Here is a 24,188-nt window from a genome sequence, read left to right as displayed (position 1 = left end):
CACAGACCACGCGACACGGAAGGCGGTGGATGTGACAACGCACCTACGTGGCCGGGCTGCCCAGGCCGGTGCGTTCCTGGCGCTGGTCGTCGGCCTGGTGGCCGGCGTTCAGACGGTTGCCCTGGCGGCCGACCCATCCGCCAAGTTCAAGGACGCACCAGGACAGGCCGACCCTGGGGCTACTGTAACCGTTTCATACACGGCTAGTAACCCCACCAGTGCCACGGACACCCCGCCGGGCCAGCCGATCACGGTCAAGGTCACTGCCGGCGGTGGCGCGGTCTGCGTGCAGTGCGGCACCAACACGATCCAGCCCGGCACCGAGGACGGCGGCGACTTCTCCGCCCAGGTCCGGATGCCGGCGGTCGGCACCGGCCAGAAGGCGCAGGCCACGGTCACGCTGACGATCAACGGGAACACGGCCGACTCCCGGACCATCACGGTCAACGGAGCAGCCGCCCCGCAGGTCGTGCGGCAGGTCTCCGGCAAGGTCAAGGACGGCGAGGGCAAAGCCGTTTCCGGCGCGCTGGTCGGCATCAAGGACAGCCAGGGCCACTCGTACAGCACGACGTCCGGCGGTGACGGCAGCTTCGCCTTCACCTCGTCCGACTCGGCGCCGATCGCCACCGGCAAGATCAACGTCGGGGCGACGCTGGAGGGCTACAAGGCCGCCGCGGCGTCCACCAACGGCTCGGCCGGCAAGAGCGTCAGTGTGTCGCTGGTGCTGAAGGCTCTGGCGACGGCGAGCACGTCGACCTCGCCGACCCCGGCCTCCAGTGTCGCGACCAGCTCCGACGCGACCGACGACGCCACTGACGGCGCCACCGACGACGCGACGACCGACCCGGCGAACACGCAGGCGGCCACGACGACCAACACCTCCGAGGACGGCGGCAGCTCCTGGCTGCTGATCGTGATGGGCGGCCTGCTGGTCGCCGGTGGTGTCGGCGCGATGGTCCTGGTCTGGATGCGCCGGAAGAACGCCGCGAAGGACGACGACGACGCCACCGGCGACCCCGGCTTCGGCGGTGGCAGCCCGACCGGCAGCCCCGTCGGTCCCCGCCCGTTCGGTGGTGCCGACCCGACCCGGGTGGCCGCGCCGGTCGGTGCCGGCCGCAACGACGCGACGATGGTCGCGGGCGCCGGGATGGGTGGCATGGGCGGCGGCATGGCCGGTGGTCTGAGCGACGCGCCCACGATGATCCACCGCCCGCCGGTCGAGGACGAGTTCCCCGACCCCTACGGCGCTCCGATGCCCCCGCAGGGCGGCTTCGTCGGCGCGAACAACGGCCAGTGGGACAACCAGGGCGGCGGCGCCACCAGCGTCTACGGCGCACCGGACAGCGGTTACGGCGCGCAGGGCGGCTACGACCAGGGCCAGCCGCAAGGCCAGGGTCAGCAGCGCTACGACGAGCACACCAGCATGTACCAGCCGGACAACGGTGGGTATGACGACCAGGCCGGCTACGGCGCGCAGGGCGGTTACGACCAGGCTGGCTACGGCGCCCAGGGCGGGTATGACCAGCAGGGCTACGGCCAGCAGCCGGGTGGCTACGACCAGCACGGCGTGGCGTATGGCGGCCAGCAGCAGGCCGGTTACAACCAGACCGGTTACGACCAGCACGGCGTGGCCTACGGCGGCCAGCAGCAGGGCGGTTACGACCAGGGTGGCTACGGCAGCCAGGGTTACGACCAGCACGGCGTGGCCTACGGCGGCCAGCAGCCGCAGGGCGGCCAGCAGCCGCAGGGCGGCCCCGGTGGGTACGAGCAGCAGCAGGGTGGCTACGGCAACCAGCAGGGCGGCTACGACCAGCGCGGCGGCGCCTACGGCCAGCAGCCGGACCCGACGCGGCGCAATCGCGAGTGGGAAGAGTGATCTGAACTGACGAGAAAGGGCCCCGCGCATCGCGCAGGGCCCTTTTCCGTGAACCGGCCCGGGGAGGAGATCCCCGGGCCGGTTTCATATTTCTACGACTGGTCCTGAGCCTTCGGCTCGATCAGCTCCAGCGTCACCGACCGGATCTCGGTCACCTCGGGCTCCGCCGCCACGGCGACCGGCTCCTCGGTGGGCAGCCCGGCGAAGGACGGCCCGCCGAACAGCTTCGGCAAGGTGCTCGACCAGGCGGTCCGCAGCTCGTCCAGCGGGATCGAGAACTGACCGGTCACCTCGAGCGTCGCCGCCTCGGTGGTGACACCGATGCGGGTGCTCGGGACGCCCAGCTCGGCCGCCAGCGCCACGAACGCCTGCTCGTGACCCTGCGGCACGGCCACCACGACGCGCCCGGCGGACTCGCTGAACAGCTGCACGAAGGCGGACTCGACGGTCACCGACGCACCCGTGCCGTAGCGCAGCGTGCTCTCCACCAGGACCTGCGCCAGGCCACCGTCGGAGAGGTCGTGCGCGGCGCTGACCAGGCCGGCCTTCGAGACCCGCTCCATCAGCCGGCCGAGGGTCTGCTCGGCGGCCAGGTCGACCTGGGGCGGACGGCCACCGAGGTGACCGTGGGTCACCCAGGCCCACTCGGAGCCGGACAGCTCTTCCCGGGTCTCGCCGAGCAGGTAGAGCGCCTCACCGGCGGCCTTGAAGCCCATCGGGATGCGCCGGGTGACGTCGTCGAACAGGCCCATCACGCCGACGACCGGGGTCGGGTGGATCGCCGCGGCGCCGGTCTGGTTGTAGAAGCTGACGTTGCCGCCGGTCACCGGAGTGCCCAGCTGCTGGCAGCCGTCGGCCAGACCGCGCACGGCCTGGGCGAACTGCCACATGACGGCCGGGTCCTCGGGCGAGCCGAAGTTCAGGCAGTCGGTCACGGCGATCGGCTGGGCACCGGTCACGGCGACGTTCCGGTACGCCTCGGCCAGCGCGAGCTTGGCCCCCTCGTACGGGTCGAGCCGCGCGAACCGGCCGTTGCCGTCCACCGACAGCGCCACGCCGAGATTCGTCTGCTCGTCGAGCCGCAGCACGCCGGAGTCCTCCGGCTGGGCCAGCACGGTGTTGCCGAGTACGTAGCGGTCGTACTGCTCGGTCACCCAGGTCTTGTCGCACAGGTTCGGCGAAGCGGCCATCCGCAGCACCGTCTCCCGCAGCTCGTCGCCGGTCGACGGACGCGGCAGCGTCTCGGCCCGGTCGGCCTGCAGCAGGATCAGGTCGGACGGCTCGCGCAGCGGCCGCTCGTAGACCGGGCCGTCGTCGGCGAGCGAGCCCGGAGGCACGTCCACCACGACGTGGTCGTTCCACGTGATCAGCAGGCGGCCCGGGGTGCCGTCCGCGGCGCGCGGGGTGACCTCACCGATCGCGGTGGCCCAGACGCCCCACTTCTCGGCGACCTTGAGGACCGCGTCGAGGTTCTCCGGGGTGACGATCAGGAGCATGCGCTCCTGCGACTCGCTGGCCAGGATCTCGGTCGGCGACATCGAGGCCTCGCGCAGCGGAACCCGCTCCAGCCAGACCCGCATGCCGGTGCCGGCCGCCGCGGCGGTCTCGGTGAGCGCGCAGGTGAGGCCGGCACCGCCGAGGTCCTGGATGCCGGTGACCAGGCCGGCGTCGTAGAGCTCGAGGCAGCTCTCGATCAGCAGCTTCTCCATGAACGGGTCGCCGACCTGCACCGACGGGCGGCGCTGCTCGGCCTCCTCGTCGAAGGTGGCCGACGCGAGCACGGAGACGCCGCCGATGCCGTCACGACCGGTCCGCGCGCCGAGCAGCACCACGATGTTGCCGCTGCCGGTGGCTTCCTTCTTCTGCAGCCGCTCGACCGGCAGGACACCGATCGACAGCGCGTTGACCAGCGGGTTGCCCTGGTACGTCGGGTCGAAGACGATTTCGCCACCGATGTTCGGCAGGCCCAGGCAGTTCCCGTAGCCACCGATACCGGCGATCACGCCGGGCAGCACGCGGGCGGTGTCCGGGTGGTCGTGAGCACCGAAGCGCAGCGGGTCCATCACCGCGATCGGGCGCGCGCCCATCGCCAGGATGTCGCGCACGATGCCGCCGACACCGGTCGCCGCGCCCTGGTAGGGCTCGACGTAGCTGGGGTGGTTGTGCGACTCGACCTTGAACGTCACGGCCAGGTCGTCGGAGACCTGCACGACGCCCGCGTTCTCACCGATGCCGGCGAGCATGCGGGTGTTCTTCGGGACCTTGGCGACGAACTCGCGCAGGTGCACCTTGCTCGACTTGTACGAGCAGTGCTCACTCCACATGATCGAGTACATCGCGAGCTCGGACGCGGTCGGCCGGCGGCCGAGGATGTCCTTGATCTTCGCGTACTCGTCGTCCTTGAGGCCCAGGTCCGCGTAGGGCTGGAGCTCGTCCGCGGTCTTCTCGGCCTTCTCGACCGTGTCCGGACCGTCGGCGTAGTCGTCGGCCAGAACATCGGTCGCCGCGAAAGCGGTCTCCGACAGAACCGGTCCGGTCTGCGGCTGCGTCACTGCTGTCCCCCTGCCTGCGGGCCGCCCGCGGACGCCAGGGCGCGCAGGACGGACGTGAAGAAGCCGAGCCCGTCCAGCGACGGGCCGGTCAGCGCCTCCACGGCGTGTTCCGGGTGCGGCATGATGCCGACGACGTTGCCGGCCTCGTTGGTGATGCCGGCGATGTCGCGCTGCGAACCGTTCGGGTTCCCGTTGATGTAACGCGCGATCACCCGGCCCTCGCCCTCCAGCCGGTCGAGGGTGGCCGGGTCGGCGACGAAGCAACCCTCGCCGTTCTTCACCGGGATCAGGATTTCCTGACCGGGGGTGAAGCCGTTGGTCCAGGCGGTGTTGGTCGCCTCGACCTTGAGCCACTGGTCCCGGTTACGGAAGTGCAGGTGCTGGTTCCGGGTCAGCGCGCCGGGCAGCAGATGCGCCTCGCAGAGAACCTGGAAACCGTTGCAGATGCCCAGCACGGGCAGGCCGCCACGGGACGCGTCGATGATCGACTCCATGACCGGAGCGAATCGCGCGATGGCACCGCAGCGCAGATAGTCGCCGTACGAGAAACCGCCGGGAAGAACCACGGCGTCGACCCCGTGCAGATCCGGGTCGCCGTGCCAGAGACGAACCGCCTCGGCGCCGGCAAGCCGGGCGGCGCGGGCGGCGTCCCCGTCGTCCAATGATCCGGGGAAGGTGACCACACCGATCCGCATGGTCAGGCGACCTCCGCCGCGTCCGCGACCCGGACGGTGTAGTCCTCGATCACCGGGTTGGCGAGCAGCTTGTCGGCGATCTCACGAGCCCGATCCAGATCGGGTTCGCCGTCGAATTCGATCTCGATCCGACGACCGATGCGAACAGAGGAGACATCGTTGACGCCGAGCCGGGGCAGCGCATTCGCCACTGCCTGACCCTGCGGATCCAGGATCTCCGGCTTGAGCATGACGTCGACCACGACGCGAGCCACGGGCACTCCTGACTGATAGGTGTAAGCACGAAGGAGCCTACCTGGTCAACCCGCAGGCCGACCCGGGCGGGCGTTCAGGCAGTTCAGAGGATGGGCGCGGGGGTGTAACCGGCCGCCGAAGGGTGACGCTCGACGATCTCGGCGACACGCTCCGCAACCGCGCGCACCTGAGCCGGCGCGGCGCCGACGAACGCGGCCCGGTCGGCGACGAGCGTGTCGATCTCAGCCCGGGTCAGCTGCAGCCGCCCGTCGTCGGCGAGCCGGTCGAACAGGTCGTTGACCGCCATGCCCTTCTCCCGCATGGCCAGCGCCACGGCGACCGCGTGCTGCTTGATCACCTCGTGCGCGACCTCGCGGCCGACGCCCTTGCGGACCGCCGCCACCAGCAGCTTGGTGGTGGTCAGGAACGGCAGGAAGCGGTCCAGCTCACGGGCGATGACGGCCGGGTACGCCCCGAACTCGTCGAGCACCGTGAGGAACGTCTGGAACAGGCCGTCGGTCGCGAAGAACGCGTCCGGCAGGGCGACCCGGCGCACCACCGAGCAGGAGACGTCGCCCTCGTTCCACTGATCGCCGGCCAGCTCGCCGACCATCGACAGGTAGCCCCGGACGATCACGGCCAGGCCGTTGACCCGCTCGGACGAGCGCGTGTTCATCTTGTGCGGCATCGCCGACGAGCCCACCTGGCCCGGCTTGAAACCCTCGGTGACCAGCTCCTGGCCGACCATCAGGCGGATCGTGGTGGCCAGCGAGGACGGGCCGGCGACGATCTGGGCCAGGGCGGAGACCACGTCGAAGTCGATCGAACGCGGGTAGACCTGGCCGACGCTGTTCAGCACCCGGTGGAAGCCGAGGTGCTCGGCGACCTTGGCCTCCAGCTGGGCGAGCTTCTCGGAGTCGCCGTCGAGCAGGTCGAGCTGGTCCGCGGCGGTGCCGACCGGGCCTTTGATGCCACGCAACGGGTACCGGCCGATCAGGTCGTCCAGACGCTCGTACGCGATCAGCAGTTCCTCGGTGGCCGAGGCGAACCGCTTCCCGAGCGTGGTCGCCTGTGCCGCGACGTTGTGCGAGCGGCCGGTCATCACCAGGTCGGCGTGCTCGACCGCGAGTGCGGCGAGCCGGGCCAGGGTGGCCACCACGCGCGACCGGATCAGCTCCAGCGACGCCCGGACCTGCAGCTGCTCGACGTTCTCGGTGAGGTCACGGGAAGTCATTCCCTTGTGGATCTGCTCGAAGCCGGCGAGCTCGGAGAACTCCTCGATGCGCGCCTTCACGTCGTGCCGGGTGACCCGCTCACGGGCCGCGATGGAGGCCAGGTCGACCTGGTCGAGCACCGCCTCATAGGCCTCGACGGCGCCCTCGGGGACCGAGACGCCGAGGTCACGCTGCGCCTTCAGGACCGCCAGCCACAGCCGGCGCTCCATCCGGATCTTTTCCTCCGGCGACCAGAGAGTGACGAGTTCAGCGGAGGCGTAACGGGTGGCAAGCACGTTCGGGATGGTCACGACACTGATTCTTCCATGTGTCCCGGCTCCGCCCTCGGCAGCCGGTGACGCAGGGTGCGGACGTCCGGGCTGCTCAGCATCGCGAGCACCGCGGCCAGCAGCACAGCGGCCGCGACCAGCAGGGTCGGCCGGAGTCCGGCGCTGTCAGCGATCGGACCGACCGCGATCTCGCCGATCGGGACGGCCAGGAACGAACCGACCATGTCGTACGAGTACACGCGGGCCAGCCGGTCCGCGAGGATGTGCTCCTGCATCGTCGTCTCCCAGTTCACGCTGAAGATCTCCAGCGCGATCCCGGCCAGGAATCCGGCCGCGAGCAGCGGGACGAGGTGCGGGTAGAGACCGAGAACGATCAGCGGCCCGGCCATGCACGAGAGGCTGAGCACGCCGTAGAACAGGGCCCGGCGCAACCGCAGGCGCATCGCCACGAGCCCGCCGGCGATCATGCCGGCCGCCTGGGCGGCCAGGACCAGACCCCAGGCGCGGCGGCCGATCGTGATGTCGGCCACGGCCGGGCCGAGCACGTGCGATCCACCGGCCCAGGCCAGGTTGGTCACGCACGCGGCGGCGACCACGACCCAGAGCCAGGTGTGCGAGCGGAACTCGGTCCAGCCGGTACGCAACTCGACGAGGACACTCTCCCGAGCCGGTGGCGGCCCGGTCGCGGGCAACCGGATCAGGACGAAGCAGAGGGCCGCGATCACGAAGGTCGCGGCGTCCACGGCGACGCCCCAGCCCGGGCCGACCGCCGCGACCACGACGCCGGCCAGCGGCGCGCCGATGATCATCGCGCCGTTCAGGGCCAGCCGGCTGAGCGCGTTGGCCTGCCGGCGCCACCCCTCCTCGACGGTGAGCGGCAACAGCGCGGCGCCGGCCGGCATCGCCATCGCCGTCGTCGCGCCGTTGACCGCGGACAGGCCGATCAGCAGCGGGATCGTCGCGCTGTGGGTGAGCACCAGGGACGCGACGGCGGCCTGGGTCAGCGCGGCGACCAGGTTCGACCCGACCATCAGCAGGTTTTTCGGGAGGCGGTCGGCGAGCACTCCGCCGAACAGCAGCAACAGGACGTTGCACACGGTCCGGATGCCGACCACCAGGCCCAGGTCGCCGGCCTTGCCGGTGAGGTCGAGGACCGCGAAGGCGAGTGCGATCGGCGCGAACGCGTTGCCGAACGCGTTGACCGCCCGACCGGCGAGCAGCAGCCGGAACGGCCGGGTCACCGCCCGCCACGCTCCATCTCGAACAGCGCGACCGTGGTGCTGGTCCGAACGGTCCCCGGGGTGTCCGGTGGGCGCGCGGCGTCGTGCAGGTCGTGCAGCGCGGCGGCGATTCGCTCCCGCACGTCGGACCAGACGGCCGGATCGATCCAGACCTCGGCGTCGCCCATCACGCCGATGCCGCCGGGGCGGCGCTGCCCGGCCCGGCGCCGCAGCTCGCTCGCGGCGGCCGGGTAGAAGAGCTCGGCCTGCTCCCGGGTGAACGGCACGGAACGGTTCGACGAGTCGTAGCGGTACTTCTTGGCCAGACCACCGCGGATTTTCTCCTTGCCGGCCGTGCCGATCAGGCCCGCGGCGAGCAGGTTCCGCAGATGGTAACTGGCGTTGGCGTGGGTGATGCCGAGCTGCCGGGCCAGCTCCGCGGCGGTCATCTCAGCGCCGGTGAGCAGGGACAACATCCGCAGGCGGACGGGATGGGCAAGGGCCCGCAGCGACGCCTGATCACCCTGGCCGCGGTCCTCCCCCAAAGACATGTTGGGGAGCTTAGGGCCGCCCGGGGTCAACTGTCCAACAGTTGTTGGAGAGTGGCAGACTGCACGAAAAGGCGGCATTCTCGCTAAGGTTACTGGCGAGTAGGTTCGACGCATTCCGAAAGGTCCACTGATGACTGAATTCAGCCCCGAGTCGCTCTCCTCGATCGGCCCGAAGGAGTTCGCTCAGCTCGTCAAGTCCACTCCGGACTCCAAACTCGCTGAGGTCATGGCGTCGGACTCGCGGACGAAGATCCTCGACGAGGTCTTCAACCGGATGCCGTCGCTGTTCCGCGCCGAGAAGGCCGGTGACGCCCAGGCCGTCATCCACTGGATCATCACGGGGCCGAACGGCGCCTCCAACACGTACGAGACCGTGATCGAGAACGGTCAGTGCACCGTCACCACCACGCCGGTCCGCGAGCCGAAGCTGGCGATGACCATGGACGCGGTCACGTTCCTCAAGGTCGTCGCGGGCGACGGGAACCCGATGATGCTGTTCATGACCGGCAAGATCAAGGCGAAGGGTGACCTGGCCCTGGCCGCGAGCATCGCCAAGCTCTTCGACATCCCCAAGGCCTGATCACGCTCCGCGGCCGGCCCTGAGGGCAGCGCGGCTCACCGCTCTCCCGGGGGGGGGGGGGGGGGGGGGGGGGGGGGGGGGGGGGGCGCCCCCCCCCCCCCCCCCCCCCCCCCCCCCCCCAGCCGGAGAGCGGGACGCGCACCGCGGCCCGGGCCCGGCGCGGAGGTCGCGCGGGCACGGGCGGGGCCGGGTCGGGTCGCCTGACGGCGGGCGCCGCTATCGGCGTACCCCCTCGGGGTCTTAGATCTTGATCTCGTGGTTGATCGCGCGCAGCGCGATGTCGGTGCGGAACTGGGCGCCCGGCAAGGAGACGCCGGACACGAGGGCGTAGGCCGCATCCCGCGCGGACGGGAGATCAGAACCGGTCGCGGTGACGCTGAGGACACGACCGCCGGCGGAGATCAGCTCGCCCGCCTCATTGCGCGCCGTGCCGGCGTGGATCACACCGGGGACCTCGGCCCCGGTGATCACGTCACCGGTACGCGGCGTGCCCGGATAGTTGTGGCTCGCCACGACGACCGTGATCGCCGAACCGTCGTGCCAGCGCAGCGGCGGGTGCTCGGCCAGCGTGCCGGTCGCGGCGGCCTTGAGCAGCCCGGCCAGCGGCGTGGCCAGCAGCGCGAGCACCACCTGGGTCTCCGGGTCGCCGAAACGCGCGTTGAACTCGATGACCTTGGGGCCGTCGGGGGTGAGGGCGAGACCGACGTAGAGCAGGCCGGCGAACGGGGTACCGCGCCGGCGCATCTCGGCCAGGGTCGGCTCGACGGTCTCGCGGAGCACGCGCTCGGTCAGGTCGGCCGGCGCCCAGTCGAGCGGGGCGTAGGCGCCCATGCCGCCGGTGTTCGGACCCTCGTCGTTGTCCTTGAGGCGCTTGAAGTCCTGCGCCGGCATCAGCGGGGCGACCGCGGTCCCGTCGGTGATCACGAAGAGCGAGACCTCGGGACCGGGCAGGAACTCCTCGATGACGACCTTGCCGCACTCCTCGGCGTGCCTGACCGCGACATCCAGATCCTCGGTGACGACGACGCCCTTGCCGGCCGCCAGCCCGTCGTTCTTCACCACGTAGGGTGCGCCGAACTCGTTGAGCGCGACGGCGGCCTCGGCGACCGAGGTGCACGCGAACGAGCGCGCGGTCGGCACGCCGGCGGCTTCCATCACCTCGTTGGCGAACGCCTTCGAGCCCTCCAGCTGGGCGGCCGCGGCGGACGGCCCGAAGCAGGCGATGCCCTTGGCCCGGACCGCGTCGGCGACCCCGGCCACCAGCGGCGCCTCCGGGCCGATCACGACCAGGTCGGCGCTCAGCTCGGCGGCGAGCGCCGCGACCGCGGCCGGATCGGTGGCGGTCACCGGGTGCAGCTCCGCCACCTGGGCTATTCCAGGGTTGCCGGGCGCGGCGGCCAGGAACTCGACGGACGGGTCGGCGGAGAGCCCGACGGCAAGCGCGTGCTCGCGCCCACCGGAGCCGATCAGAAGTACGCGCACGACTGGTCATCCTAGTTCGCGTAAACTTCGGCAGTACCCGGGCTCCTCCAGGTACACCTTGGGGAAAGGCATACCTAAAAGTGCCGGTGATCGTGTTGATCGGCGCCCAGTGGGGCGACGAGGGCAAGGGCAAAGCCACGGATCTGCTGGGTGACCGGCTCGACTACGTGGTCAAGTTCAACGGTGGCAACAACGCGGGCCACACCGTCGTCATCGACGGCGAGAAGTACGCACTCCACCTCCTCCCGAGCGGGATCCTCTCCCCGAACGTCATTCCGGTGATCGGTAACGGCGTCGTCGTCGACCTGAACGTGCTGTTCCAGGAGATCGACGGCCTGGAGGCCCGCGGCATCGACACGTCCCGGCTGCGGATCAGCGCGAACGCGCACGTCATCGCGTCGTACAACCGCTCGCTGGACAAGGTCTCGGAGCGCTTCCTCGGCGCCCGGCGGATCGGCACCACCGGTCGCGGCATCGGCCCGACCTACGCCGACAAGATGAACCGGGTCGGCATCCGCGTGCAGGACCTCTTCGACGAGTCGATCCTGCGGCAGAAGGTGACCGCCGCCCTGGCCTTCAAGAACCAGGTGCTGTCGAAGATCTACAACCGCAGCGCGGTCAAGGGCGAGGAGGTCGTGCAGGAACTCCTGTCGTACGTCGACCGCCTGCGCCCCTACGTCGCCGACACCGCCCTGGAGCTGTCCCAGGCCATCGACCGGGAGAAGGTCGTGCTCTGCGAGGCCGGCCAGGCCACGCTGCTCGACGTCGATCACGGGACGTACCCGTTCGTGACCAGCTCCAACGCGACGGCCGGCGGCGCCTGCACCGGTTCCGGCATCCCGCCGACCCGCATCGACCGGGTCGTGGCGGTCCTCAAGGCGTTCACCAGCCGCGTCGGTGAGGGCCCGTTCCCGACCGAGCTGCACGACAAGTGGGGCGACTACCTGCGTGAGGTCGGCCACGAATACGGGACGACCACCGGCCGCCCCCGCCGCATCGGCTGGCTCGACCTGGTGATCGGCCGCTACGCGCAGCGGATCAACGGTGTCACCGACTTCGCGATGACCAAACTGGACAACTACGACGGCCTGGACGAGATCCCGGTCTGCGTGGCCTACGAGGTGAACGGCGTCCGGCACGACGAGATGCCGATCAACCAGACCGATTTCCACCACGCCAAGCCGATCTACGAGACGCTGCCCGGCTGGAAACAGGACATCTCCGGCTGCCGCAAGTTCGCCGACCTGCCCCGCGAGGCGCAGGACTTCGTCGAGTTCGTCGAGGCGCGGATCGGCGCGCGGATCTCGATCGTCGGCGTCGGGCCCGGCCGCGAGGCGGTCATCGAGCGGCACTCGGTGCTGGGCGAGTAACCCATGGACGTGGTCATTCTCAGCCTGGCCGAAGGGAAGGCCGAAGGCTCCGGCTGCGGCGACGGCTGCGGCAGTTGCGCCGCGGCCTGCGCCACCCCGCGGACCCCGGTGCTCGCCTGCGCCGACGCACTGCGTGACGGCGGCGCACAGGTGGAAACGGTGCTGGCCGGTTCTGATCAGGAGATCGACGACGTGCTGGCCCGGTTCGACGGGCCGTCCCGCGACGACGGCCTGACCTGGCCCAGCTCCTCCGACGGGCTGCGCCTGATCGTGGCCACGGTCAACGACGCCCAGCTCCGGGCGATCATGCGCCGGGCGGTTCGCCGCTGGGCGCCGTCGCCGAGCAAGCGGCCGGCCGACCTGGAAGCGACCCGGACCGTTCCGGATCTGCCACCACTGGCGATCCTGCCGCTGGACCCGTCCAACACCACCGACCTGGGCGCGCAGCTCGGCCTGCCCCGCACCCCGGCCGAGGTGGCGAAAGCGGTGCTCGCCGGTTCGGTGCGCCGCCTCGACCTGCTGCGCAACGACGGTGGGTCGGTGACGCTGGACGGCGCGCTGCTCGGCGGCGCCGACGACAACGGCGCCGCGGTGCCGTGGCGAGGCCGGGTCGAGGTCGACGATCACGTGCTGAGCGAGGGCGAGGAGCCGATCCTGGCCTGCGTCGTCGGCAACGGTGGTGGTTACGCCGAGTTCGACGGGATCCGCCTGCTGTCCGAGGGAAACCCGGCTGACGGCCGGGTCGAGATCGCTGTCGCGGTTCCGGTCGTGGTCAAGCAGCGTTTCAAGAAAACTACGCGCGTACGCATCGAAGTGCGCCGGGCCAGCGGACGAGCGGTCTCGGTGCTACCGCGCGAGGGTGAGCTGCAGTTCCTCGACGACGGCGTGGCCGGGTCGACAACCCGGAAGCGGTCATGGTGGACCGAGGCCGGAGCCTGGGCGGTCTACGTCTGACCCCGCTTCGAAGCCGGCTTCTCGCACTGGAGAAGCCGGCTTCTGCCGTTCCTAGGAGAGCGCGTCGGCGGCGGCCGGGTCGCTGTCCCGCAGGAACTGGGCACAGCGGGCGGCCTCGTCGGCTTCCCCGATCGCGGCAGCGGCCTGCGACAACGCGTGCAGGCAGCGGAGGAAGCCCTGGTTCGCCTCGTGCGCCCAGGGCACCGGGCCGTGGCCCTTCCACCCGTTGCGACGCAGCGCGTCCAGGCCGCGGTGGTAACCCGTACGGGCATAGGCATAGGCGGTCACCGGCTCGTCGGCGGCGAGGGCCCGCGCAGCCAGCGGCGCCCAGGCCGCGCTGTACGCCGGGAACTTGGCCGCCACCGCCTTGAACGCCTCGTCGGTGCCGGCGCTCGCGGCTGCGGCGAGGGCCTGGTCGGCTTCGGCGTCGGCCGGCAAGCGGGTGGCCGGGGGCTCGGGAAGGAGGTTCTGCATGATCCCCATTCTCTCAGTCCCAGGCGGTTCCCAACTTGAGGAGGCGGTCCGCGTACTCGATCTGGGTCTGCCAGCCCGCCGGCCAGGCGCCCAGGCCGAGCGCGGCACCCGCGAACGCGCCGGCCAGGCAGGCGATCGAGTCCGAGTCACCGGAGGAGGCGGCGGCCCGGCCGAGGACCGTGACCGGCTCGTCCGGCGAGATCAGATAGCAGTAGAGGGCGGTGGCCAGCGCCTCCTCGGCGATCCAGCCGGCGCCGGTGACCAGGCAGGGGTCGCCCTCGAAGTGTCCGGCGGCGAGACCGGCGGCGACCTTGTCGAGCACGGCGGCGCACTCGTCCCAGCCGCGCGCGATGAACGCCTCCGGCGAGTCGGTCATCGGCTGACGCCGCCACAGTTCCCCGAGCCACTCTCCTCGATAAATTTTCCGCTGCTCATCGCAGCGTTCGCGGAGGGCGGCGAGGAGGTTGGCCGGCGTCAGGCCGTCGCGAAGCCAATACACCGCGTACGCCGTGAGCTCGCTCGCCGCGAGGCCCGTCGGATGCCCGTGGGTCAGTGCGGCCTGGAACTGTGCCACACCCGCCCGCTGGTCATCGGTCAGCCCGGGAACGAGCCCGACCGGGGTGACCCGCATGTTGGCGCCACAGCCCTTGGACCCGGCCTGGGTCGCCTCGACCCACGGGCCGCCCTCGGCCAGCGCCCCGATCGCCCGCAGGCACGTCATGCCCGGCGCGCGATCGTTCTCCGGGCTGTACGCCCAGTTCAGGAACCTGCGCCGGAGCACCGGTTCGAGCCGGGCCGCGTCCGGGTCGCGTACCTCCAGAAGCGCCTCACCGACCGCGAGCGCCATCTGCGTGTCGTCGGTGACCAGGGCCGGCTCGCCGTGCAACTGCCGTGGGCCGCCCGGGCCGTATCGGGAGACGATCGCCGGGTACTCCATGAACTCGGTGGGCTTGCCCAGCGCATCGCCATAGGCCAACCCGAACATCGATCCCGACGCAGCACGCATGAGGCAACTCTAGGTTCCCTCGTGTTCATCGCGCATCAACGGTCGGGGTGTGCGTCCGGCCCTCGCACGGCCGGAGCACCATGTATGCCATGCCGGATCCCCTGCAACCGGTGCTCGGCGGCGACATGCCGTTCGACGCGACCGCATTCGAGATCGAGTCTCGCGAAGAGCTCGACACCCACCTCGTCAAGAACACCCTGGCCGGGCTGACCGTTCTCGGTCTACGGCTGGACGGCAGTCCGCCCGATCTCGCCTCGGTCGACGTGCGCGACACCCTGTTCGTCGGGTGCCGGTTCGGATCGCCGGAGGTGGAGACCGACCTGATCCGGCGAGGCGCGCACGTGGTGCCGCCGTTCCGCACGCTGCCGTACCCGACCCATCCCGCGCTGCTCTACACCCCGGAGGATCTGGCCGCCGGGTTCGCCGAGAGCGGCTTCGCCGGGATGTACGACACGGTCGTCTACCGCCACTTCGTCGAGCGCGGCGGCGCGGTCCCGGACGTGCGTGAGGCGGTCGCCCAGCGGCTGCACGACGCCGGGATCGACAACGCGCTGGGCAAGGCGCTGGCCGCGTGGGCGTCGGTGCACGGCACCGCGGACGCGGTCGGGATCATGGGCGGGCACGCCGAGCCGCGCGGCTCGGAACCGTTCCGGATGGCCGCCACGCTGGCCCGGCAGCTGGCCCGGAGCGGGCGGCTGATCGTGACCGGTGGTGGTCCCGGGGTGATGGAGGCGGCCAACCTCGGTGCGTACTTCGCCTCCCGCTCGGAACGGGAACTGGCCGCGGCGATCGACATGCTGGTGCCGGCGCCGGACTTCCGGGATCACGACCCGTACACCGCGGCCGCGCTGAGTGTCCGGGCCAGTTTCCCGCTTCCGGCGGTCGACCTGGCCGACCGGCTGCGCTTCGGCGGCCTGGCCCTGCCGACCTGGCTCTACGGCCACGAGCCGGCCAACCTGTTCGCCGGTCAGATCGGCAAGTACTTCTCCAACGCCGTCCGCGAGGATTCGATTCTGCGGCTGGCCCGGGGCGGGATCGTCTTCGCGCCCGGCTGGGCCGGGACGGTGCAGGAGGTGTTCCAGGCCGCGACGAAGACGTTCTACCAGACCGACGGGCCGTCCGGAGCGTTCGTCTTCCTCGGCACCGAGCACTGGGCGAAGCTGCCGGTCGTCGACCTGCTGGAGACGCTGCTGGCCCGCTCGCCGCACGGCGACCAGTCCGGGCTGATCGTGGTCACCGACTCGATCGACGAGGCGATGACCGCGCTCACTCAGTGAACCCGCTGGTCAAGGGGGCTTGGCAGCGGGGCGCACACTGCGGACATGACGATCGTCCTGCTGCTTCTCACGGGCATCCTGCTCCTCGCGGCGCTTTCGTTCCTGACCCGGCGGCGCCGTAACGGCCGCGGCCCGGTCGCCAGGCGCCGGTCGGGCTCCGCCGGGTATGTCGACACCAACCTGGCCTACCTCCCGCCGGACGCCGGCGCCTCCGGGAGCTTCGGCGACTCCGGCAATTCCAATGACTCCGGCAACCACCACCACGGGCACGGCCATCACCATCACAGCCACCACGACTCCGGCTCGTCGCACCACGTCGGACACCACGACAGCGGCTCGTCCTGGAGCGACAGCGGTTCCTCGTGGAGCGACGGCGGCGGCTCGTTCGGCGGCGATGCCGGCGGCGGCAACTGAGTTCGGCAACGACGCCGGAAGCAGCAACTGAGCTCGACGGCGACGTCGACGGCAACTGAGCTCGACGGCGACGTCGACGGCAACTGAGTTCGGCGGCGACGTCGACGGCAACTGAGAGAGAAGAACCGAATGTTGACGATTGTGGCGATCTTCTTCGGCGTGATCATCGCGGTGGCGATCGGCGCCGCGCTCATGCGGCACGGCAACAGCGGCGATCCCACCTACACCCGGGCGGCACCTACCGGATACGAGGGCGGCGTCGCACGTCACTCCGGAGACGCCGGCGGGATCGGCGGCAACTGACCACCGCTCAGGCGATGTGGATGCGACGCCAGTGCGCCGCAGGAAGATCCTTCTCCGGTACGTCGGTGAGCCCGTTCTCGTCCATCGCGTTGTAGACGGCGAGACGGGCGTCGTCGAACAGGAACTCGATCGCGTGCAGCACCCGGGGACGCCAGTCGGCCCGCGTCGTCCGCTCGATGATGTTGACGGCGCGCAGCGGGCGGCCCCGGGCGTTCCGCAGCGCGGTGTGCGGGTCGGCGCGCCAGTCGAAGTGCTCGTACATGTCGATCGGGACCGCCATGTCGATCTGGTCCCAGGTGATCGCACACTCATCGAATTTACGGTGAGTAATCTCTACGCGACTCAGACCGAAGTCGAGGATGACCGGGCCGTCGGCGAACCAGCCACGCTGCGCAACATCCCAGAGCAGCCAGCTTGATCGCAACTTGCGCCCGATGAGCCGCACGAACATGTGTCGATGGGTGGCGGCGAGGGCCTCGGCATCGTGATGCCACTCGGGTTTCCAGCCCTCGATAGCGAGCACGATCACCGTCCCCTTGATCAAGACCGCCCGATCGTACCCATGTCGCTGTGTAACCACGCAAGACGACAACGGCCGATCCCCGCGTACGGGGACCGGCCGTTAGTTCGTCAGAGTTACTTGCCGAGGGAGGTGCCGGTCGAGCGCAGGTGCTCGGCGGCCTCGACGACGCGCTTGGCCAGACCGTTCTCGGCCAGCTTGCCCCAGGCGCGCGGGTCGTACGCCTTCTTGTTGCCGACCTCGCCGTCGATCTTCAGAACACCGTCGTAGTTCTTGAAGAAGTGGTCGGCGACCGGGCGGGAGAACGCGTACTGCGTGTCGGTGTCGATGTTCATCTTCACCACGCCGTAGTCCAACGCGCCGTGGATCTCGGAGAGCAGCGAGCCGGAGCCACCGTGGAAGACCAGGTCGAGCGGCTTCTCCTTGCCGTACTTCGCGCCGATCGCCTCCTGGATCTCCTTCAGGATCTCCGGACGCAGCTTGACGTTGCCCGGCTTGTAGACGCCGTGCACGTTGCCGAAGGTCAGCGCGGTCAGGTAGCGACCCCGCTCGCCCAGACCCAGCTTGGCCGCGGTGGCCAGGCCGTCCTCGACGGTCGAGTAGAGCTTGTCGTCGATCGCGGCGGAGACGCCGTCCTCCTCGCCACCGACGACGCCGACCTCGATCTCCAGGATGATCTTCGCGGCCGCGGCGGCAGCCAGCAGCTCCTCGGCGATCGCCAGGTTCTCGTCCAGCGGCACGGCCGAGCCGTCCCACATGTGCGACTGGAACAGCGGGGCGAGGCCCTTGTTGACGCGCTCCTGCGAGATGGCGATCAGCGGACGAACGTACTTGTCCAGCTTGTCCTTCGGGCAGTGGTCAGTGTGCAGCGCGATGTTGACCGGGTAGTTCTTGGCGACCTCGGTCGCGTACTCGGCGAGGGCGACGGCGCCGGTGATCATGTTCTTGATCGTCGGACCGGACGCGTACTCCGCGCCGCCGGTGGAGATCTGCACGATGCCGTCGCTGCCGGCCTCCGCGAAGCCCTGGAGGGCCGCGTTGAGCGTCTGCGAGGACGTCACGTTGATCGCAGGGTAGGCGAACGCGCCGGCCTTGGCGCGATCGATCATCTCGGCGTAGACCTCGGGGGAAGCGATAGGCATCAGTGCGCTCCTTGCTCTTTCAAACGGGAAGCAGAGGGCAGGACCGCGCTGTCCTCCAGAGGCAGTATTCCGCAGTCGCGGTGCGTAGCGGAAATCGCCCCGAAATTCGCGGCGCTGGCCCGTCAGTTAGGTACCAATGGGGCGTATCGCCACTGCTGGGTGTCGCTCTCCGTGGCCCGTGCCGGTTTGTCCGGCATCCGAGCGGGCAAGCGCGCACCATGAGACGGGAACCGGCGACACGAGAGGGGAGCCGAGGATGACGCGCCTGATGGACGAAGCCGACCTGGAGACACCCGAGGTGGACGCCGCCGAGCAGGCGGTCAGCGCGGTCCCGGCCTGGCAGGACGAGGAACCCGTGCCGGGGCCGGCCTCCGCCGAGGCCGGCGAGTGGGATGCCGAGGAGAACCGGATCGTCGCGTTCGACGACGACTACCGCTGACCCGTTCCGGGCCGCGCGCGACGCGGCCCGGAAACCTCACTCGGTGACGAAGCGCGGGTTCGCGGCCACCCACCTCGCCAGCTGATCCTCCCGAAGTGCCTGGTAGAGACTCTTCCACTCGGCGCTGTCGACGATCTCGCCGTCGGCCGTGGAGTGGAAGACCGGCTCGCCCAGGCCGATCAACGTCCTGATCTCCCGCACCGCGAGCAGCGCGTCGATCGCGATGCCGTCGACTCGGACGTGGTCGTCGCCGCCCGCGGACAACACCCGGCTGATCAGGGCCGGGCTCATGCCGTCGGCGACCAGTTTCGTCGCGAGCGCCCGCAGGAACAGCTGATTGTTCCGGTCCCGATCGAGGGAGGCCCGTTTCAGACCGTCCCGCCCCAGCAGGACGGCCGCCACGTCGTCCCCGTCGATGTGCTGACAGCCCCGAGCCAGCCCCTTTCGCCCCTGCTGGGCGGGGATCGCCTGGTCCAGGCACATGGTCACACCGCCGACCTCGTCGGTGACCGCCTCCGCGGCAGTGATGTCGACCGTGACCGTGGCGCCCGGCTCGACCCCGGTCAGCTTCGCCACCGTCGAGCGGATCAGCCCGGGGCCGCCGAGCGCGAGGGCGGCGTCGAGCTTCTGGCGGCCCTTGCCGGGAACGTCGACCAGGCCGTCCCGGGGCAGGCTCAGCATGTAGACCGCGCTGCGATCGGCCGGCACGTGCAGCAACATCACGGTGTTCGCCCGCTCGGTCGTCGTATCGGCCCGGCGGTCACTGCCGATCAGCAGCACGTCGATCGGGCCGGAGATCGGCGCTTCCGTCTTGATCAGGTCGGCCTGCCCCTCCAACGCACTCGCGTGGAGATCCACCCACGTGGTGGACACGACCGGTACCACGGCGCCGGCGAGCAGCACCGCGGCCGCGGCGCCGAGCGCTCGTCGCTTCGCACGGCGGCGCTTGAGGCGTACCCAAGCAAAATCGATGCGGGCTCGCACCGGAGCAGCCTCCGGGACCACCGCCTCCTGCCGCTCGAAGGCGGCACGCAGCTCATCCTCGATCATCTTTATCGGGTCTCCACCAGCTCGGCGCGGAGCGCCTCAAGCCCTCGCGAGATGGACGAACGGACCGTTCCGACGGCGCAGCCGAGGATGTCGGCGATCTCCTGGTCGGGCAGGTCCTCGTAGTAACGCAGCACGAGTGCCGCACGCTGGCGGCGCGGCAGACGGGCGAGCAGCGCCCACACCCGGTCCCGCTCGGCGCTCTCGGCGGCATGGTCGGAGGCCGACGCGACCACGGGATCCGGGTCGGCGCGCAGCAGCACCCGCCGCCACCAGGACGCACGGCGGGACTCGATGAACTGGTTGGTCAGGATCTTGCGGACGTAGCTGTCCGGCGAGTCGCTGCGGGCCACTCGCCACCAGTGCAGTTGCACCCGGAGCATGGTTTCCTGAACCAGGTCCTCCGCGGCGTGCGGATCGCCGGTCAGCATGACGGCATAGCGCAGCAACGCGCTCAGCCGGCTGTCGGCGAACTCCTCGTAGGTCACGGCCACCTCCGCTCCTACGACGGGCCCGGACATCGGAAACATTGCGGCGACCGGCGAATTAGATCGCCCCGGTCGCGTCGCGCTGCCACCATCGACGGCGTGCTGCTAACCATGACGACGACACACCGGCCCGCCACCGATCTTGGATACCTGCTGGTCAAGCATCCCGACAGGGTCCATCAGTTCGACATGCCCACCGGTACGGCGTTCGTCATGTTCCCCGAGGCCACCGAGGAGCGCTGCACCGCCGCGCTGCTGCTCGACGTCGACCCCCGCAAGCTGCGGGCCCGCGCCGACGCCTTCGAGCTGAGTCAGTACGTCAACGATCGGCCGTACGCGGCGTCCAGCCTGCTCGCCAGTGCCATCTCCAAAGTCTTCCGCAGTGCCCAGCGTGGCACGTCGAAGGATCGTCCGGAGCTGACCGCCCAGGCGATCCCGCTGGAGATCCGGGTGCCGGTGCTGCGCGGCCACGCCGACCTGGTCACGCGTCTGTTCGCGCCGCTGGGCTGGGCGGTGACCGCCACCCCCATCCCGCTGGAGCCGGAGCTCGGCGGCGACAGCCGTTACGTCGACCTGCTCCTGACCGGGACGCTGCGGCTGGCCGACGCGCTCAACCATCTGTACGTGCTGCTCCCGGTCCTGGACGACGCCAAGCACTACTGGGTCGCGCCGGACGAGATCGAGAAACTGCTGCGGTCCGGTGCGGGCTGGCTCGCCGGCCACCCGGAGAAGGTGCTGATCGCCCGGCGATACCTGGCCCACCGCAAGTCGCTGGCCACCACCGCGCTGGAACTTCTCGACGCCGATCAGCCGGTCACCGAGGAGGAGTCGGAGCTGCCGGTGGCCCGCAAGGCGCCGCTCGCCGGTCAGCGGCGCGACGCGGTGCTCGCCGCGCTGGCCGAGGTCGGTGCCACCCGCGTGCTCGACCTGGGCTGCGGTCCCGGCGCGTTGCTCGGTGCCCTGCTCAAGGAGCGACGGTTCACCGAGATCGTCGGTGCCGACGTCTCCGCCCGGGTGCTGGAGCAGGCCGAGCGCCGGCTGCGCCTGGACCGGATGCCGCCGCGCCAGCGTGACCGGATCAAACTGATCCAGACCGCGCTGACGTACCACGACGACCGGCTCGACGGGTACGACGCGGCCGTGCTGATGGAGGTGATCGAGCACGTCGACCTGCCCCGGCTCCCCGCCCTGGAAGCGGGCGTGTTCGGTCGGGCCCGGCCCGGTGCGGTCGTCGTTACCACGCCGAACGTGGAGTACAACGTGCACTACGCGGGGCTGACCGGCATGCGGCACTCGGATCATCGCTTCGAGTGGACCCGGGCCGAGTTCGCCGCCTGGGCGGAACGCATGGCCTCGCGCTACGACTACACCGTGTCGATCCGCGGCGTCGGCGACGAGGACCCGACGACCGGCGCACCCACCCAGCTCGCCCTCTTCAAGAAGATCGAAGCCACCACGGAGGTGACCGCATGATCGACGTTCCGGAGCTCAGCCTGGTCGCGCTGGTCGGCATCTCCGGATCCGGCAAATCGACATTCGCGCGCCAGCACTTCAAGTCGACGCAGGTCCTCTCCTCGGACTACTTCCGGGGTCTGATCGCCGACGACGAGAACGACCAGGCCGCGTCCGCGGAGGCGTTCGACGCGCTGCACTACGTCGCCGGCAAGCGGCTGGCCGCCGGGCGGCTCACCGTCGTCGACGCCACCAACCTGCAGCCGCACGGCCGCGCCGCCCTGGTCAAGCTCGCCCGCGAGCACGACGTGCTGCCGGTCGCGATCGTTCTGGACGTGCCCGAGGCGGTCGCGTGGGAACGGACCCAGGCGCGCGAGGACCGTACGTTCGGTCGCCAGGTCCTCACCCGGATGCATCGTGACCTGCGCCGATCGCTGGGTCAGCTGACCCGCGAGGGGTTCCGCAAGGTGCACGTGCTGCGCGGGCTGGAGGAGATCGAGGCGGCCGAGATCCGCTACGAGAAGCTCTTCAACGACCGCCGGGACGAGCACGGGCCGTTCGACATCGTCGGCGACGTGCACGGTTGCCGCAGCGAATTGGAGGCGCTGCTGACCCGGCTGGGCTGGGAGCTGATCCGGGACGACGCGGGCCGGCCGGTCGACGCCGTACATCCGGAGGGTCGAAAGACGGTCTTCGTCGGTGACCTGGTCGATCGCGGGCCGGATTCACCGGGGGTGCTGCGGCTGGTCATGGGCATGGTCGCGAACGGTCACGCGATCTGCGTGCCGGGCAACCACGAACAGAAGCTCGCCCGCAAGCTGAACGGCCGCAACGTTCAGCTCACCCACGGCCTGCCGGAGACGCTGGAGCAGCTCGAGGCCGAGCCGGCCGAGTTCGTCACCGAGGTCCGCACCTTCATCGACGGCCTGGTCAGCCACTACGTGCTCGACGACGGGAAGCTGGTGGTCGCGCACGCCGGGCTGAAGGAGGCGTACCAGGGGCGCGCCTCCGGACGGGTGCGCAGCTTCGCGCTCTACGGCGAGACGACCGGCGAGACCGACGAGTACGGCCTGCCCGTGCGCTACCCGTGGGCCCAGGACTACCGCGGTTCGGCCGCCGTCGTCTACGGCCACGTGCCCACCCCGCGCGCGGAGTGGATCAACAACACGATCTGCCTGGACACGGGTTGCGTCTTCGGTGGCGCACTGACCGCGCTGCGCTGGCCCGAACGCGAGCTGATCGACGTGCCGGCCGAGAAGGAGCACTACGCGCCGGTCCGCCCGCTCTTCACCACGACGTCGGAGCCCGACCGAGGTCTCGACATCGCCGACGTCATTGGCCGCAAACACCTCGATTACGGGTACGGGCGAACCACCGTCCCGGCCGAGAACGCCGCCGCCGCGCTGGAGGTGATGGGCCGTTTCGCCGTCGACCCGGAGATCCTGGTCTGGCTGCCGCCGACGATGGCGCCGTGCTCCAGTTCCACCGTCGACGGCTACCTCGAGCACCCGTCGTCCGCCTTCGCCGACCTGCGAGCGGCCGGAGTCGACCGGGTCGTCTGCGAGGAGAAGCACATGGGCTCCCGCGCGGTCGTCCGCGTCTCGGCGTCCGGGAAGGGGGACGCGATCTGGACCCGTACCGGCCGGCCGTTCTTCGGCCCGGAAATGGATGGGCCTCTGCTCGCCCGGGTCCGGGCCGCGATCGAGCCGATCCTGGCCGAGCTGGAGACCGAGTGGCTGCTCCTCGACGCGGAACTGCTGCCCTGGTCGGCCAAGGCCGGCAGCCTGATCCGGGAGCACTACGCCGGGGTGGGCGCAGCCGGCCGGGCCGCACTGCCGGCCGCCCTGGACGTGGTGAACCGGGTCGCCGGCCGCGGGCTGGACGTGACCGCGCTACGTGACCGGCTGGGGCTGCGCTCCTCGGAGATCGACGGCTACTCGGCGGCGTACCGGGCGTACGTGAAACCGACCGAAGGTCTGCGGGGTGTCACGCTGGCGCCGTTCGCGGTGCTGGCCGGGGCCGGGGTCTCCTACGCCGGCAAGGATCACGGCTGGCACCTGGCCATGGCGGATCGCCTGGTCGCCGCGGACCCGGAGCTGTTCACGGCGACCCGCCGGATGATCGTCGACCTGGCCGACCCGGCCGCCGAGGCGGAGGCGACCGACTGGTGGCTGACGCTGACCGGGGCCGGCGGCGAGGGCATGGTGGTGAAGCCGTACGCCGGTCTCGCCGCCGTCGACGGCAAGGGCCGGCTGGTGCAGCCCGGCGTGAAGTGCCGCGGCCGGGAGTACCTGCGGATCATCTACGGCCCGGAGTACACCCGGCCGGAGCAGCTCACCCGCCTGCGGCAGCGCAACCTGGGCCGCAAGCGGAACATGGCGCTGCGCGAGCACGGGATGGGCCTCGCGGCGCTCGACCGGCTGGCCGAGGGCGCACCCTCGTGGCGGGTGCACGAGCTGGTCTTCGCGATCCTGGCGGCGGAATCGGAGCCGGTCGACCCGCGGCTCTGATCGTTTTGCGGTGGATGCCTTGTTCCTGTCCGTAGACACAAGGCATCCACAGCAGTCGTACAGGTTGGCCGCACCGGACGGCCGGTACCCTGCTAACC

23 protein-coding genes are annotated in these 24,188 nt (G+C 70.5%); 10 read left to right on the top strand and 13 right to left on the bottom strand.

Annotated features, from left to right (window positions below):
* Window positions 1-31 precede the first annotated feature (31 nt).
* A complete protein-coding gene (locus ACH442_RS24900) occupies window positions 32-1,876 on the top strand; it encodes a carboxypeptidase-like regulatory domain-containing protein (RefSeq protein WP_396340490.1) in 1,845 nt (614 codons plus the stop codon).
* A gap of 92 nt (window positions 1,877-1,968) precedes the next feature.
* Here ACH442_RS24900 and purL read toward each other — a convergent pair whose 3' ends face one another.
* From purL to ACH442_RS24870, 6 genes are all read right to left on the bottom strand, one after another.
* Window positions 1,969-4,428 (bottom strand): phosphoribosylformylglycinamidine synthase subunit PurL, encoded by a 2,460-nt coding sequence (gene purL, locus ACH442_RS24895; protein ID WP_396340489.1) that lies wholly within the window; start codon window positions 4,426-4,428, stop codon window positions 1,969-1,971.
* A complete protein-coding gene (purQ, locus tag ACH442_RS24890; RefSeq protein WP_396340533.1) occupies window positions 4,425-5,129 on the bottom strand; it encodes a phosphoribosylformylglycinamidine synthase subunit PurQ in 705 nt (234 codons plus the stop codon). The genes purL and purQ overlap by 4 nt, the downstream gene beginning before the upstream one ends.
* The gene (gene purS, locus ACH442_RS24885; protein ID WP_203749896.1) at window positions 5,126-5,377 is read right to left on the bottom strand and encodes a phosphoribosylformylglycinamidine synthase subunit PurS; all 252 of its coding nucleotides are present in this window, start codon (window positions 5,375-5,377) and stop codon (window positions 5,126-5,128) included. The genes purQ and purS overlap by 4 nt, the downstream gene beginning before the upstream one ends.
* Before the next feature lie 83 nt (window positions 5,378-5,460).
* A complete protein-coding gene (gene purB, locus ACH442_RS24880; protein WP_396340487.1) occupies window positions 5,461-6,882 on the bottom strand; it encodes an adenylosuccinate lyase in 1,422 nt (473 codons plus the stop codon).
* Window positions 6,879-8,102 carry an MFS transporter gene (locus ACH442_RS24875; RefSeq protein ID WP_396340485.1) on the bottom strand — a complete coding sequence of 408 codons (1,224 nt, stop codon included), beginning with the start codon at window positions 8,100-8,102 and terminating at the stop codon, window positions 6,879-6,881. Before ACH442_RS24875 ends, purB begins: the two co-directional genes overlap by 4 nt.
* Window positions 8,099-8,632, bottom strand: coding sequence for an ArsR/SmtB family transcription factor (locus tag ACH442_RS24870; protein ID WP_396340484.1), 534 nt, complete (start codon window positions 8,630-8,632; stop codon window positions 8,099-8,101). The genes ACH442_RS24875 and ACH442_RS24870 overlap by 4 nt, the downstream gene beginning before the upstream one ends.
* A 130-nt stretch (window positions 8,633-8,762) precedes the next feature.
* On the opposite strand from ACH442_RS24870, the gene ACH442_RS24865 reads away from it, so the two are divergent.
* Window positions 8,763-9,212 carry an SCP2 sterol-binding domain-containing protein gene (locus ACH442_RS24865; RefSeq protein ID WP_396340483.1) on the top strand — a complete coding sequence of 150 codons (450 nt, stop codon included), beginning with the start codon at window positions 8,763-8,765 and terminating at the stop codon, window positions 9,210-9,212.
* Between the two features lie 240 nt (window positions 9,213-9,452).
* Here ACH442_RS24865 and purD read toward each other — a convergent pair whose 3' ends face one another.
* Window positions 9,453-10,694, bottom strand: coding sequence for a phosphoribosylamine--glycine ligase (purD, locus tag ACH442_RS24860; RefSeq protein ID WP_396340482.1), 1,242 nt, complete (start codon window positions 10,692-10,694; stop codon window positions 9,453-9,455).
* Between the two features lie 80 nt (window positions 10,695-10,774).
* Between purD and ACH442_RS24855 the strand changes: the two genes are divergently transcribed.
* Together ACH442_RS24855 and ACH442_RS24850 are read left to right on the top strand one after the other, a co-directional pair.
* Entirely contained in the window at window positions 10,775-12,064 is a 1,290-nt protein-coding gene (locus tag ACH442_RS24855) for an adenylosuccinate synthase (RefSeq protein ID WP_396340481.1), read from the top strand.
* A gap of 3 nt (window positions 12,065-12,067) precedes the next feature.
* Complete coding sequence (locus ACH442_RS24850; protein ID WP_396340480.1) at window positions 12,068-13,018, top strand: hypothetical protein; 951 nt, start codon at window positions 12,068-12,070, stop codon at window positions 13,016-13,018.
* Between the two features lie 51 nt (window positions 13,019-13,069).
* On the opposite strand, the gene ACH442_RS24845 is transcribed toward ACH442_RS24850, so the two are convergent.
* Together ACH442_RS24845 and ACH442_RS24840 are read right to left on the bottom strand one after the other, a co-directional pair.
* Window positions 13,070-13,492, bottom strand: coding sequence for a DUF3151 domain-containing protein (locus ACH442_RS24845; protein WP_396340479.1), 423 nt, complete (start codon window positions 13,490-13,492; stop codon window positions 13,070-13,072).
* A 13-nt stretch (window positions 13,493-13,505) separates the two neighbouring features.
* Window positions 13,506-14,498, bottom strand: a complete 993-nt coding sequence (locus ACH442_RS24840) for an ADP-ribosylglycohydrolase family protein (protein WP_396340478.1) — start codon at window positions 14,496-14,498, stop codon at window positions 13,506-13,508.
* 89 nt (window positions 14,499-14,587) lie between these two features.
* On the opposite strand from ACH442_RS24840, the gene ACH442_RS24835 reads away from it, so the two are divergent.
* From ACH442_RS24835 to ACH442_RS24825, 3 genes are all read left to right on the top strand, one after another.
* Entirely contained in the window at window positions 14,588-15,775 is a 1,188-nt protein-coding gene (locus ACH442_RS24835) for an LOG family protein (protein ID WP_396340477.1), read from the top strand.
* A gap of 45 nt (window positions 15,776-15,820) precedes the next feature.
* Complete coding sequence (locus ACH442_RS24830) at window positions 15,821-16,189, top strand: hypothetical protein (protein WP_396340476.1); 369 nt, start codon at window positions 15,821-15,823, stop codon at window positions 16,187-16,189.
* 129 nt (window positions 16,190-16,318) lie between these two features.
* Entirely contained in the window at window positions 16,319-16,492 is a 174-nt protein-coding gene (locus tag ACH442_RS24825) for a hypothetical protein (protein WP_396340475.1), read from the top strand.
* Window positions 16,493-16,499: 7 nt separating this feature from the next.
* Here ACH442_RS24825 and ACH442_RS24820 read toward each other — a convergent pair whose 3' ends face one another.
* The gene (locus tag ACH442_RS24820) at window positions 16,500-17,036 is read right to left on the bottom strand and encodes a hypothetical protein (RefSeq protein ID WP_396340474.1); all 537 of its coding nucleotides are present in this window, start codon (window positions 17,034-17,036) and stop codon (window positions 16,500-16,502) included.
* Window positions 17,037-17,128: 92 nt separating this feature from the next.
* Window positions 17,129-18,154, bottom strand: a complete 1,026-nt coding sequence (gene fbaA / locus ACH442_RS24815; protein WP_396340473.1) for a class II fructose-bisphosphate aldolase — start codon at window positions 18,152-18,154, stop codon at window positions 17,129-17,131.
* 256 nt (window positions 18,155-18,410) lie between these two features.
* Between fbaA and ACH442_RS24810 the strand changes: the two genes are divergently transcribed.
* Entirely contained in the window at window positions 18,411-18,593 is a 183-nt protein-coding gene (locus tag ACH442_RS24810; RefSeq protein ID WP_396340472.1) for a hypothetical protein, read from the top strand.
* Between the two features lie 36 nt (window positions 18,594-18,629).
* Here the strand turns inward: ACH442_RS24810 and ACH442_RS24805 are convergent, their stop codons facing one another.
* Together ACH442_RS24805 and ACH442_RS24800 are read right to left on the bottom strand one after the other, a co-directional pair.
* Window positions 18,630-19,643 (bottom strand): LCP family protein, encoded by a 1,014-nt coding sequence (locus ACH442_RS24805; RefSeq protein ID WP_396340471.1) that lies wholly within the window; start codon window positions 19,641-19,643, stop codon window positions 18,630-18,632.
* A gap of 2 nt (window positions 19,644-19,645) precedes the next feature.
* Window positions 19,646-20,134 carry a SigE family RNA polymerase sigma factor gene (locus tag ACH442_RS24800; RefSeq protein ID WP_396340470.1) on the bottom strand — a complete coding sequence of 163 codons (489 nt, stop codon included), beginning with the start codon at window positions 20,132-20,134 and terminating at the stop codon, window positions 19,646-19,648.
* 93 nt (window positions 20,135-20,227) lie between these two features.
* On the opposite strand from ACH442_RS24800, the gene ACH442_RS24795 reads away from it, so the two are divergent.
* Complete coding sequence (locus ACH442_RS24795; RefSeq protein ID WP_396340469.1) at window positions 20,228-21,601, top strand: 3' terminal RNA ribose 2'-O-methyltransferase Hen1; 1,374 nt, start codon at window positions 20,228-20,230, stop codon at window positions 21,599-21,601.
* Complete coding sequence (locus ACH442_RS24790) at window positions 21,598-24,090, top strand: polynucleotide kinase-phosphatase (RefSeq protein WP_396340468.1); 2,493 nt, start codon at window positions 21,598-21,600, stop codon at window positions 24,088-24,090. The genes ACH442_RS24795 and ACH442_RS24790 overlap by 4 nt, the downstream gene beginning before the upstream one ends.
* The last annotated feature ends 98 nt before the right edge of the window (window positions 24,091-24,188 follow it).

It is taken from the genome of Actinoplanes sp. NPDC020271 (genome assembly GCF_044388125.1).
GTDB lineage: Bacteria > Actinomycetota > Actinomycetes > Mycobacteriales > Micromonosporaceae > Actinoplanes.
The sequence above is the reverse complement of the archived record's forward strand: the minus strand, read 5'-3'. Positions and strand labels throughout refer to the sequence as shown.

What these genes read in the sequence shown, in the direction of transcription:
- ACH442_RS24865 (WP_396340483.1), top strand. Translation starts at nt 8,763, where the DNA reads ATGACTGAATTCAGCCCCGAGTCGCTCTCCTCGATCGGCCCGAAGGAG.
- ACH442_RS24830 (WP_396340476.1), top strand. Translation starts at nt 15,821, where the DNA reads ATGACGATCGTCCTGCTGCTTCTCACGGGCATCCTGCTCCTCGCGGCG.
- ACH442_RS24810 (WP_396340472.1), top strand. Translation starts at nt 18,411, where the DNA reads ATGACGCGCCTGATGGACGAAGCCGACCTGGAGACACCCGAGGTGGAC.
- ACH442_RS24840 (WP_396340478.1), bottom strand. Translation starts at nt 14,498, where the DNA reads ATGCGTGCTGCGTCGGGATCGATGTTCGGGTTGGCCTATGGCGATGCG.
- fbaA (WP_396340473.1), bottom strand. Translation starts at nt 18,154, where the DNA reads ATGCCTATCGCTTCCCCCGAGGTCTACGCCGAGATGATCGATCGCGCC.
- ACH442_RS24805 (WP_396340471.1), bottom strand. Translation starts at nt 19,643, where the DNA reads ATGATCGAGGATGAGCTGCGTGCCGCCTTCGAGCGGCAGGAGGCGGTG.
- ACH442_RS24835 (WP_396340477.1), top strand. Translation starts at nt 14,588, where the DNA reads ATGCCGGATCCCCTGCAACCGGTGCTCGGCGGCGACATGCCGTTCGAC.
- ACH442_RS24870 (WP_396340484.1), bottom strand. Translation starts at nt 8,632, where the DNA reads ATGTCTTTGGGGGAGGACCGCGGCCAGGGTGATCAGGCGTCGCTGCGG.
- ACH442_RS24825 (WP_396340475.1), top strand. Translation starts at nt 16,319, where the DNA reads ATGTTGACGATTGTGGCGATCTTCTTCGGCGTGATCATCGCGGTGGCG.
- ACH442_RS24845 (WP_396340479.1), bottom strand. Translation starts at nt 13,492, where the DNA reads ATGCAGAACCTCCTTCCCGAGCCCCCGGCCACCCGCTTGCCGGCCGAC.
- ACH442_RS24850 (WP_396340480.1), top strand. Translation starts at nt 12,068, where the DNA reads ATGGACGTGGTCATTCTCAGCCTGGCCGAAGGGAAGGCCGAAGGCTCC.
- ACH442_RS24790 (WP_396340468.1), top strand. Translation starts at nt 21,598, where the DNA reads ATGATCGACGTTCCGGAGCTCAGCCTGGTCGCGCTGGTCGGCATCTCC.